This window comes from Vibrio ichthyoenteri ATCC 700023, assembly GCF_000222605.1.
Lineage (GTDB): Bacteria > Pseudomonadota > Gammaproteobacteria > Enterobacterales > Vibrionaceae > Vibrio > Vibrio ichthyoenteri.
The window spans coordinates 1-6,135 of record NZ_AFWF01000157.1; the positions used below are offsets into that span (position 1 = coordinate 1).

11 protein-coding genes are annotated in these 6,135 nt (G+C 40.9%); 9 read left to right on the plus strand and 2 right to left on the minus strand.

The window, feature by feature from the left end; all coding sequences use genetic code 11:
• The 8 genes from RH85_RS11500 to RH85_RS11535 form a co-directional block, all read left to right on the plus strand.
• On the plus strand, nt 1-505 hold a 505-nt coding region (locus tag RH85_RS11500), incomplete at its 5' end, for a PFL_4669 family integrating conjugative element protein (protein ID WP_006712410.1).
• Nucleotides 506-600: 95 nt separating this feature from the next.
• Nucleotides 601-1,515 (plus strand): hypothetical protein, encoded by a 915-nt coding sequence (locus RH85_RS11505; RefSeq protein WP_138956470.1) that lies wholly within the window; start codon nt 601-603, stop codon nt 1,513-1,515.
• A gap of 867 nt (nt 1,516-2,382) precedes the next feature.
• Nucleotides 2,383-2,583: a hypothetical protein gene (locus tag RH85_RS11510; RefSeq protein WP_039948981.1), complete on the plus strand. Its 201-nt coding sequence runs from the start codon at nt 2,383-2,385 to the stop codon at nt 2,581-2,583.
• Nucleotides 2,584-2,793 (plus strand): hypothetical protein, encoded by a 210-nt coding sequence (locus RH85_RS11515; RefSeq protein WP_006712413.1) that lies wholly within the window; start codon nt 2,584-2,586, stop codon nt 2,791-2,793.
• Between the two features lie 33 nt (nt 2,794-2,826).
• On the plus strand, nt 2,827-3,195 hold the full coding sequence (locus tag RH85_RS11520) for a hypothetical protein (RefSeq protein WP_006712414.1): 369 nt from the start codon (nt 2,827-2,829) through the stop codon (nt 3,193-3,195).
• Nucleotides 3,196-3,307: 112 nt separating this feature from the next.
• A complete protein-coding gene (locus tag RH85_RS11525) occupies nt 3,308-3,568 on the plus strand; it encodes a hypothetical protein (RefSeq protein ID WP_006712416.1) in 261 nt (86 codons plus the stop codon).
• Between the two features lie 31 nt (nt 3,569-3,599).
• The gene (locus RH85_RS11530) at nt 3,600-3,827 is read left to right on the plus strand and encodes a hypothetical protein (protein ID WP_006712417.1); all 228 of its coding nucleotides are present in this window, start codon (nt 3,600-3,602) and stop codon (nt 3,825-3,827) included.
• Nucleotides 3,828-3,839: 12 nt separating this feature from the next.
• Entirely contained in the window at nt 3,840-4,019 is a 180-nt protein-coding gene (locus tag RH85_RS11535; protein ID WP_006712418.1) for a hypothetical protein, read from the plus strand.
• 376 nt (nt 4,020-4,395) lie between these two features.
• On the opposite strand, the gene RH85_RS11540 is transcribed toward RH85_RS11535, so the two are convergent.
• Nucleotides 4,396-4,638 (minus strand): DinI-like family protein, encoded by a 243-nt coding sequence (locus RH85_RS11540; RefSeq protein WP_006712419.1) that lies wholly within the window; start codon nt 4,636-4,638, stop codon nt 4,396-4,398.
• 176 nt (nt 4,639-4,814) lie between these two features.
• On the opposite strand from RH85_RS11540, the gene RH85_RS11545 reads away from it, so the two are divergent.
• Nucleotides 4,815-5,312, plus strand: coding sequence for a hypothetical protein (locus RH85_RS11545; RefSeq protein ID WP_138956471.1), 498 nt, complete (start codon nt 4,815-4,817; stop codon nt 5,310-5,312).
• A 38-nt stretch (nt 5,313-5,350) separates the two neighbouring features.
• On the opposite strand, the gene RH85_RS11550 is transcribed toward RH85_RS11545, so the two are convergent.
• On the minus strand, nt 5,351-5,905 hold the full coding sequence (locus tag RH85_RS11550; protein WP_006712421.1) for a recombinase family protein: 555 nt from the start codon (nt 5,903-5,905) through the stop codon (nt 5,351-5,353).
• Nucleotides 5,906-6,135 lie beyond the last annotated feature (230 nt).

The window sequence follows — 6,135 nt, forward strand, 5'->3', positions numbered from 1 at the left end:
ACTTGAACATGCGGCTCGTTATGATGATCCGTATGCAGATTTCGCGTTACTTGAGCTTGAGCGTGTCATGAATGAAGCGTTTACCTTCTTTAATGAACAACTTTCGACGTTACCGTCAATGATGACTGCTCGCCTTTCATTCTCAGAATGTTTGAGCAATCGCCCACACGTTAAAACCCTTCGTATTTCTAGTCGCTTTGGCTGGCGCATGATCGCACTGCTTGAGAGTTTCGATGTGTACATGGTGCGTATTTCAGATGCGCAGTTTAAAGCGCAGATAACGCGCTCTGAGTTTGAAAAACGTCGTTTTGAAACCATCCGAAAAATGGAGAGTGTGCTGCACCAGGTGTTGGTACACAAACATTCGGGTTTGACTCGCAGTGATATGTTGCAAAACACCGCGAAAGCACAAAAAGCGATGGAAGAATTTGGGCCAGTACCGTTTGAGGTTCTGGAAGGGCTTGAGCGCGCGGAATTTGCGCCAGTGATTAAGCGTGCATCGTAGACCAAACGGAATTTAGCAGCATGAAAAAACGGTTAAAATCAGTCAGATCTCGTAAGAGCAATGATCGCCATAAGAAGTATTGTAGCGAATCCTTTGTGTCTCAGTTTATAGATACGATGGATGACGCTATGGATATGATGGAAGAAAACATTGAGCCAGAAGAGAGTGAATTGATCACCACCGTGAAGTTTCAATTACCAAAGCCAGACTCTGCGGAAGCCTCGATGAACCACAAGCAAAAAAGGTGGCAGGAACTCAAAAAATTGTCGGTTCGTTTGCATCAGGCGATTGAGAATAAAGAGATCGACGGCTTACCCGGTTATACCGCAAATCGACTTTTTGTAGATGCAAAAGATCGAGTAAAAATGAACATATTGCCGGTTTATTACAAGTCCGTATTAACATTATGTAAGCAATTTGCCCATTCGACAGCCATACTTCCAGCATTAATGACTTGTGCCGCGATGAATCGCAAAGATAGCCGGCTTATCATGAGTCGTGTGCTATGCATATTACTGACCTCGACCGAGTTTGAAGGTGGGCGTATTGGTCTTTTAATCAAAGGCGAGGGGGTGACCCCCATTTCGCATTATCAATTAATGCGAGAGTATATGCTGCGTTTTGGTTGCTTGATTGATGAAGACACCTGGTATGCGGCATTCGCACGTCTGACGTCTTCTGGTTATATTTACTCTACCCATGTCAAAGCTGCGATTGAAGTGAAAAATGAAGCACAAGCTATTCAACGTATTGTGCGCAGCTCGGCTTCTTACAAGCAATTTACAGAGAAATTTTTTAACGACTTCAAAGTGACGTTTTATCCCAATGTTGCAAGATGGATTCGCGATGCGATTAAGGCTTCTAAGCGGTCTGGTTTTGTCTTTAAGTGGTTAACGTTCTCTCAATTAGCAACTAAAATCCGTGAGCGCCTTGAAGCTCAGTTCTTGAATGATTTGATCAGGTCATCTGGTCCAATTTGTGGCGAAGTCACGCCAAATTACTCCTATTAGATCCTCTTTTTGATATGCCTCTTCGCTGAGGTCGATTTCGCACATCTGCAGTAAATTATCGCTTAAAAAATGTTCAATTTATAAATTTCAATGAAGATTCATCGGTTTTCTTCTTCCATCGATATCTCGCGAGAGGTCAAAAATGCCCAACTTAGCTCAGTTATCCACAGGGTCAGTCTCTCATTTAACCTATTTATCACAATACACAACCAACTAGGGGGTTAAATGATACGGTTAAAGATAACGGCTATATGCCCTTGTTCTTATTAGAGCTATTAATAGAAATAAAAGAGATCAAAAGAGATCGGAAACACCCCGATTTGTTTGTTTCAATATAAAGTACCTCCCATTTCCATCGTGACACTATGCACTCACTAAATAGATCACTAATCGATGGAAACGGGCCCCAATAGTACGCACCTTAAACAGCAAAGCGATAAGCAGTGAGACCGCATCGGTTTTATCGCACTATCTTACTCGCTGCACTCGCGCATCCTAGCAAGGGGAAAGGCAAAATCTAGGCCATGATATCGGTGGTGCGTTTATCGTTTACGACCGTTCGATACGCGCTATTTTCGCGTTGCTCATTCTTTATGTCGTCGCACTGCTCCTCCATTAATCGGATTCGTGTTATATGGTGTTATTTGATAGTGAGATATTTAATTATCCTATTGTTTTTTCAGTACAAAATGGTTAATTATTACTCTGTGATATGGTAAAATAATGACCAATATAGGCGCAAAATCAGGAGGCTATATGAACCGGCAACAGCGCCAAGAAAAGAAAGCATTTAAGCGTGCGCGTTAACGCAAATCCCCTTGCTCTGTTAAGGGGAAAACAGAAGATTTTGTTTATCATGAATTTGCGTTGACCCCTCCAGTGTTAGGCGTCTATGTTTCTTTGGTCAATGGCCATCGCCTGATTGTTGATGAGGTGCGTCAGCATGACTTTGGTCGTTATCAGGTGATCACCAAATCTTTTTGGAACGCCACACTGAGTGATATGGAGTGGGGCGCCTTAAATCACATGTCTCTCTATACGCTCGATGATGATCAGGAGGCTGCGTAGATGATGCAAGATCACGAAATTCATAAAGCGGTTGACGGTGTGATGGCTCTCAGACCCAAGGTCAAACACCAGGAAGCCAATGTCGAGCAATTACGTGCGCTGAAACGACGTCGTGATGCGTTGGAGTATGCAAAAGAAATGCAAGCCATAGAGGATGGTGAAATGATGATGTCAACGGCTTATGCCGTTCGTCATTTTGGTTTGCGTTAATCTGCCGTCTAATGCTACAAGAGGAATATCATCATGCCAAAAAACAAAGTTCGTAAACGCAAAAACAAAAACGGCGTTTATCGACCTGTGAGTCCGGTTACTCGACGTCGCCGTGATGCTGATTTTGAAATAGGGCTCTTTGGGGCTTTAAAAATTTTGGAAGACGCTAAAAAGGTCCCATTTATGGAGATAGAGCGACCTACCGTGGGTGTATATAGAGATAACTTGGATGTTGAGCATGACGTCATTGAGGTTTCTGAGAGGGAGCTGGATGGGAATTTTTCCGTGACTATCCAAAATGATGAGCTCGGTCAACATAAAACAGATGCGTATGGCTGGTTTGTACGTCTTGTCGGTATGGATTACCAACGGAAAACTAACATGGATAATGGAGGTGGTTGATGGACGTGTTTGTCGTTATTGTGATTGGTGTTGCTGCTTATTGCATCATTGATAGATTGTGTGTGCATCGAGAGCGTATGAAAGAGGTTAAGTCAGAAGAAGGTAACGAATAATGCAACCAGGTGATGATGTTATTTGGCCAGAAGCCGAAGAGAATGGTTACCATGGCCACTTTACCGTTCTTGGTATCTTTCCTAGCCGGTTCTTAAAAGACAAAGCGGGAGTGGGGCTACCTACGGCTTTGATTGAACCGGTTGATTCCGTTCGGTTTTGTGAACAAATTCTTGACGAAGCTCATGCGGAAAATGAATTAGTTCGTATAGAAGTGCCGATTGAAATGTTGCAGTTACTTTCGAATCGAGTTCTTCATTGATAATAGTTAGAGTGACCAGAAGGAAAAATTAATGACAGATGCAGCGGTTGCAGCAATTCAATTTGCACTAGAAACAGATGAGGGATTGGCGTTTCTGCGTTGTTGGAATGAGGGGGATTTTTCCTCGATCAGAGAAGAGTGGCCAGAAGCACCAGAAGACATCTTTATTGGAGCTGACCCATTACATGTCAATCGTTCCAAATACCCAGATCCTGATATTCACAATACCCTGTCGATTGCCGATTTTGATGCTAAATAGGAGTTGTTGTGAATGAGTCTTATGGATATTGACCAAATCAAAGCTGAAGCGCCCGATGATGCAGCGTTTTGGAGTCCGGCAGTTGAGCACTATTTTGACTTCCGATATATGAACCTCTTTTTCAAAGGGCAGGGTAAGCTTATTCAAGTCGAGCCACAGTTTCGTAGTGAACTTGTACCATTGACTAAGTGACAAGAGAAAAAGAACCATGACCGTTTTAATTAATCGTATTCGCCCATTTCCTAAAGAGAGTATTTGTATTGGCTGCGGGTGTAGTGATAGCCGTGCTTGTTTTGAAAACAACCAGGCATGTTCGTGGCTAAAAGTGGATAGAGAAAAGCATCAAGGCGTTTGTTCAAGCTGTCGCGAATATTTAGAAAAATTTCACTAGGCGCAGCAAGGAAGCTTAGTTCTATGAGCGTCTAAGTACTTTGGTTGCTTTTTAAATAAACATTTTGTCAAAATGCAATAGACATTATGTTGTATTGTTTGATTATGGGTGATTGCGTATCAATGACAGTAAAGACACCAGGCTAATGTCCGTATTCACCTAGTGTTTTTAGTCGCTTTATATCGTATCAGATGTCAGCCATTCATCGGCTTCATTAAACATATTTTCTACGATTTTATGTATTTTTTTCTTATCGTCTTTGATTTTAGTGTAGATATCTAATTGATTATTAGACCCTTTTCGAACACGGATCCGTATTTCAGGATAGAGCGGCAATAAGCGCTTTTCCATCTCTGCAGCAATTTTAGTGCGTCCTTGTTTTGGAAGCACCTTTTCATCGACCATCATTTCAACACGCATCGCTTTACTCCATGGTATTCATAAAGAATAAGAGTAATAAATATACTGTGTTTTCATACAGTGTCAATGCTAGGCTCATTAACGGTGTTTGTAGTTTTGTGTGATATGCGTTAACTTTTTTTTATGATTGTAATGGCATATTAAGCTCAATAATTCCACACAAGTTTATTATACAATTGAAAATCGAATCTGAGTTTAAGCGCCAACTCGAGGCTTTAGGATTTAAGCCTCTACCGGTGGTTGAAAAGAAAATTAGTCAAGCCAAGCCTAAAGTAGAGGTTAGTAATCAAAAAGCTTGTAAATTAAATCGCTTTAAAAAATCGATTCTTACGAAAGAAGAAGCAAAAAGCATGTTAAAGCGTGATTTTATGAGTTTATATTCCGAGAATTGCAGTTTTAAAACCATAGCGGCTTATCGACTAATCACTGGAACAAATATTATTCCAACTATAGAGCAGGCCAAACGCACAATATCGGCAATGTCGGTTTTCGAATCTCGTCAATATAGTAAAGATTACTCGATTGCTGTTCTGGTGGTTACTGGTGTTTGGATTGAACCGCGCCCAGTACACAAAGGAATGTCTAAACAAATAAAAGCTAGGTGTGAACGTAGAGATATAAATGCGTCGTATCACGGAGCTAAAGTGTTTAATACCATCCATCAAAAATTTTAGCGTTTTTAAATCGGTGTTGATGTTTGCTACGTCTATGTTCAGTAGTGATGTTTTTTTGCCCTCTGAACAGTAGATAAACCACAACCAAGCTCTTTGGTCACAGCTCTTAGTGATAAGCCGGTGGCCAACAACTCGTTGATCTTGTCATAACGATCTAGGTCTGCTTTCCTTCCAAATTGCACGCCTTTATCTCTTGCTTTAGCTATGCCTTCTAATCGACGTTCGTTGATGATGGCTCGCTCGAACTCTGCAACTGCCCCTAACATGTTCAACATCAGATCTTGAAAAGGGCTTTCCTCACCACTGAACGTTAAATTTTCTTTGTGAAATTGAATGGTGCAGCCTTTACTAGTTATCTCATCAATAAGCTGTCTTAGGTCTTTCAAGTTTCTTGCCAGTCGATCTATTGAGTGAACGTTAATATGGTCACCAGAATCCGCAAAACTCAACATTGCATCTAATGCTGGACGCTCTCTATTTTTACCGGATGCCTTGTCTATAAATTGTCTGTCGCAAGGAACATTATCAAGCTGGCGTTCGGTATTTTGAATTTTTGTTGACACGCGAAGATAATTGAAGGTTAGTTTTCTCATTTTGTGCTCATTAATTTAAATATGATACGAGTATATCAGTAAAACTTAAATAGAGCACAACTATTGAATGCGCTGATTCATTGACTTGAGAGCTTTTTAAAAAAATGAAGGGGTTGTGCTCGCATATATTTATATGCGAGCTCGGTTATAATGTTTATCGCAATAAGAATCATTAATGCGCTTTGTTAAATATCTTGCTGTAAGTGTGATGTTGCATATACTAATAAAAG

What these genes read in the sequence shown, in the direction of transcription:
- RH85_RS11540 (WP_006712419.1), bottom strand. Translation starts at nt 4,638, where the DNA reads ATGCGTGTTGAAATGATGGTCGATGAAAAGGTGCTTCCAAAACAAGGA.
- RH85_RS11530 (WP_006712417.1), top strand. Translation starts at nt 3,600, where the DNA reads ATGACAGATGCAGCGGTTGCAGCAATTCAATTTGCACTAGAAACAGAT.
- RH85_RS11535 (WP_006712418.1), top strand. Translation starts at nt 3,840, where the DNA reads ATGAGTCTTATGGATATTGACCAAATCAAAGCTGAAGCGCCCGATGAT.
- RH85_RS11550 (WP_006712421.1), bottom strand. Translation starts at nt 5,905, where the DNA reads ATGAGAAAACTAACCTTCAATTATCTTCGCGTGTCAACAAAAATTCAA.
- RH85_RS11525 (WP_006712416.1), top strand. Translation starts at nt 3,308, where the DNA reads ATGCAACCAGGTGATGATGTTATTTGGCCAGAAGCCGAAGAGAATGGT.
- RH85_RS11520 (WP_006712414.1), top strand. Translation starts at nt 2,827, where the DNA reads ATGCCAAAAAACAAAGTTCGTAAACGCAAAAACAAAAACGGCGTTTAT.
- RH85_RS11515 (WP_006712413.1), top strand. Translation starts at nt 2,584, where the DNA reads ATGATGCAAGATCACGAAATTCATAAAGCGGTTGACGGTGTGATGGCT.